Raw genomic sequence first — 3,909 nt, 5'->3', positions numbered from 1 at the left:
CAACTCCCCTCGCCCTCCTGCCCGTTGGGACGAGCTGGCCTCCGCTGGTGCGCCGGCTCGCCGTGGGCCCGCAACCGCGCTGGCCGCCGAGCGCGCGCGGCAGGTGCGGATGACGGTCGTGGGGCCGGTGACCGAGCGGTGGGCGCCCGAGCAGGCCGTACCGGTGCACGAGAACTGGCAGTTGGCCGCGCCGATCGGGCCCGCGACCGACCTGTGGGCGCTCGGGGCGCTGCTCTTCCGGGCCGTACAGGGGCATGCGCCCTATCCGGAGGAGGCGACCGCCGAGCTTGTGCAGCTCGTGTGTGCGGAGCCGCCCGCCTTCGCCGAGGAGTGCGGGCCGCTCAGGCCGGTCGTGGAGTCCCTGTTGCGGCAGGACCCCACCGAGCGGCTCGACTTCGAGGAACTGCGGGGCTGGCTGCGGTCGTTGGTGCGTTCGGCGCCCGAGCCCGAGGCCGGTACGCATGTCGTCGCCACCCCGCCGACCGACCCGCGGCGGCTGCCGATCGTGCGGCGGCGCGGCGAGCTGGTGCGCAGGCGGCGGGCCGGGCTGCCCGCGACCAGTCCGCACGGCCGGCACAAGCGGGCCAGGGAAGAGGTCGGCGGGTCGCCGCGGCGGCTCGGCCGGACCCTGGTGATTCTCATCTTCCTGTTGCTCGCCGGCGCGGTCGCGTACGCCATGCTCTTCATGCCCAAGTCCGGGGAGAACACCGGGGCAGGGCAAGGGGATCGGACCGGGGCCGCCGGGGAGGTCAGTACCGCGCCCACTCAGTCCTCGGCCGGGGCCAGTAGTCAGCCGCAGCCCGATCAGACCTCGCCGAGTGCCCACAACAGCCCTTCCAACTCCGCCAGTTCGACCGAGACGCAGACGGGCCCGAACGTCGCCGACGGGTTCGTGCTGCGCAAGGACCCCGAAGGGTTCCAGGTCGCGGTGGCGAAGGGCTGGACCCGGACGCCCAAGAACGGGAGCGGTCAAGTCGTCTACTCCCACGGCGACTTCGAGCTGATCGTCGTAGCGGGACGGGACAGCGCCACGACGGACGGCAGTGACCCGATGGTCTACCAGCGCGACAAGGAGGCCGAGTTGCAGCCGTACCGCAACTCCAGCTGGGCCACCGCGACCGGGCTGCGGACCATCACGGTGGGCGGAAAGACCATGGCCGAGGGGCAGTTCACCTGGACGGACAGCCAGGGGGGCGACCTGTTCGTGCGCAACATGGCGTTCCTCATCGGCGGGCGGTACCACATCGTGCAGGTACGCGGCCCGGAGGCTCAACGGGACGAAGTGACACGGCTGTACGAGCAGGCGTCGTCCACCTATCAGTACACCGGGTGACCTGCGGAGGCGGCGCGCCGAGGCCCGTCGGTTCCCGTTCGGGCGCAGAAGCGACAACCGTCACAGTGCGGTCTCCGTGGTACCCCGCTGGTTCCCTGGACGAGGCCCTGTCCTTACGCTGAGCCTGTCAAGAGCATTGCGGGGAAACGTGAATCAGATGCAGGGCCTGCTTCTCGCGGGGCGCTATCGGCTCGCCGAATCGATCGGCAGCGGCGGCATGGGCCGGGTGTGGCGTGCCCATGACGAGGTACTGCACCGGACCGTCGCCATCAAGGAGTTGACGGCCGCGCTCTACGTGTCCGAGAGCGACCAGCCGCGGCTGCTGGCGCGCACCCGCGCCGAGGCGCGCGCCGCCGCGCGGATCAACCACTCCGCCGTCGTCACCGTGCACGACGTACTCGAACACGACGGCCGCCCATGGATCGTCATGGAGCTCGTCGAGGGCAACTCCCTTGCCGACGAGGTCAAGGAGAAGGGCCGGATCGAGCCCGCCGAGGCCGCGCGCATCGGCGTATGGGTGCTGCGTGCCCTGCGCGCCGCGCACGCCGCCGGCGTCCTGCACCGTGACGTCAAGCCCGGCAACGTACTGCTCGGGCAGGACGGGCGGGTGCTGCTCACCGACTTCGGCATCGCGCAGATCGAGGGCGACTCGACCATCACGCGCACGGGAGAGGTCGTGGGCTCCGTCGACTACCTCGCCCCCGAGCGCGTCCGCGGCGCCGACCCGGGACCGTCCTCCGACCTGTGGGCGCTGGGCGCCACGCTCTTCACGGCGGTCGAGGGCCGCTCGCCCTTCCGCCGCACCTCGCCGCTGTCCACCATGCAGGCCGTCGTCGAGGAGGACGCCGGCGAACCGCGGTACGCCGGTGCGCTCGCGCCCGTCATCGCCGCGCTGCTGAACAAGGACCCCGCGCTGCGGCCCGACGCGGACCAGGCCGAGCAGATGCTCGCGGAGGCCGCCGAGGGGCGGCGGCCGCGGGCGGCGGAGGAGTGGCTGCCGACGCAGCAAGTGGGCTCGCGGCAGGGCGGGTTGGCGGAGGGCTTCCACTCGGGCTCGGGTGCGACGCCGTACCCGCCGGCGACCGGAGGCCCGCATCCGTACCCGTCGGCGACCGGGCCGACCCACCACACGCCGCTCGTCGCCAGTACGACACTCGCGCCCGCGGCCGCTCCGCCGAAGCGGCGCCGGCTCCGTTCGGTTGTCCTAGTGGTCGTCGTCGCCGCGCTGGTCGGCGGCGGTGCGGCGCTGGGGCTGCAGAAGTGGCGCCAGGACAGCGAGCAGGACGGCGGCCCGTCCGCCTCCGTCTCGCACAGCCCCACGGCGGTCGACGCCACGCCGTCGTCCCCGGCGCAGGGCTCCCTGCCCGCCAACTGGGAGGTCCACCACGACCCTTGGGGCTTCGACGTCTCCCTCCCCAAGGGCTGGAAGCGGAAGGTCTACGGCGACGCCGACGGCATCAAGCAGGTCGACTACACGCCCGACAACGGCAAGCACTTCGTCCGCATAGCCATCGACACCTCACCGGACTTCCCCACCGCGTACGACCACCAAGTGGACCTGGAAGTGCAGCTCCAGAAGCTGGTCGCCTACCAGCGGGTGACCCTGGAGGCGAACACCTACCGCGACCGTCCGGGCTCCCTGTGGGACTACACCTGGACCGCGCTGGCGAAGGACACCCCCTTCCCGGGACCCCGGCGCGCCATCGAGGAGACGTACATGTCCCGCGACGGCACCGAGTTCGCGATCTACATGTCGTCCCCCGCCGCCGACTGGGCCCGGACGAGCACGCAGTTCAAGACGGTCCTGCAGAGCTGGAGTCCCAACTCGGGCTGACCGCCCTCGGGTTGCGTCATGATGGTGCGCATGGGGACCGAGGGGGACAACACCCGGGTGATCGCCGGGCGTTACCGACTGGAGAAGCGGCTCGGGCGCGGTGGCATGGGCGTCGTGTGGCGGGCGACCGACCAACTCCTGGGCCGACAGGTCGCGGTGAAGGAGATCGCCCAGGACGACACCCTCTCCGAGGAGGAGGCCCGCCGGCAGCGCGACCGCACCCTGCGCGAGGCACGGGCGGTCGCGCAGCTGCGGCACCCGCACATCATCGTCGTGCACGACGTCGTCGAGCAGGACGAACGGCCGTACATCGTCATGGAGTTGATCGACGGCGGCTCGCTCGCCGAGCGGATCTCCGCCCGCGGCCCCGTCGACGCGGCCGAGGCCGCGCGGATCGGGATCGCCCTCCTCGGCGCGCTGCGCACGGCCCACGCGGTGGGTGTCCTGCACCGGGACATCAAACCGGCCAACGTCCTGCTGCAGACCGCCACCGACGAGGCCGACTCCGAGCGGGTCGTGCTGACCGACTTCGGTATCGCGCAGGTCGCGGGCGCTACGACACTCACCGAGAGCGGCGCGTTCGTCGGCTCGCCCGAGTACACCGCGCCGGAGCGGATGTCGGGCGCGCGGACCGGTCCCGCGTCCGATCTGTGGTCGCTGGGCGCGCTGCTGTGCACGGTGCTGAGCGGCGAATCGCCGTTCCGCCGCGACTCGTTGGGCGGCATCCTGCACGCGGTCGTGG

Annotated in this window: 3 protein-coding genes; all 3 read left to right on the top strand. The window is 72.2% G+C overall.

Annotated features, from left to right (window positions below; translation table 11 throughout):
- A partial coding sequence (locus AC31A1_RS48195; protein WP_489659390.1) for a serine/threonine-protein kinase occupies nucleotides 1-1,333 on the top strand: 1,333 nt, incomplete at its 5' end.
- A gap of 157 nt (nucleotides 1,334-1,490) precedes the next feature.
- Nucleotides 1,491-3,167, top strand: coding sequence for a serine/threonine-protein kinase (locus AC31A1_RS48190; RefSeq protein ID WP_489659391.1), 1,677 nt, complete (start codon nucleotides 1,491-1,493; stop codon nucleotides 3,165-3,167).
- 30 nt (nucleotides 3,168-3,197) lie between these two features.
- Nucleotides 3,198-3,909 (top strand): serine/threonine-protein kinase (locus AC31A1_RS48185; protein ID WP_489659389.1); only part of this gene is annotated, 712 nt, incomplete at its 3' end.

Source organism: Streptomyces sp. P5F9 (assembly GCF_057961495.1).
The sequence above is the reverse complement of the archived record's forward strand: the minus strand, read 5'-3'. Positions and strand labels throughout refer to the sequence as shown.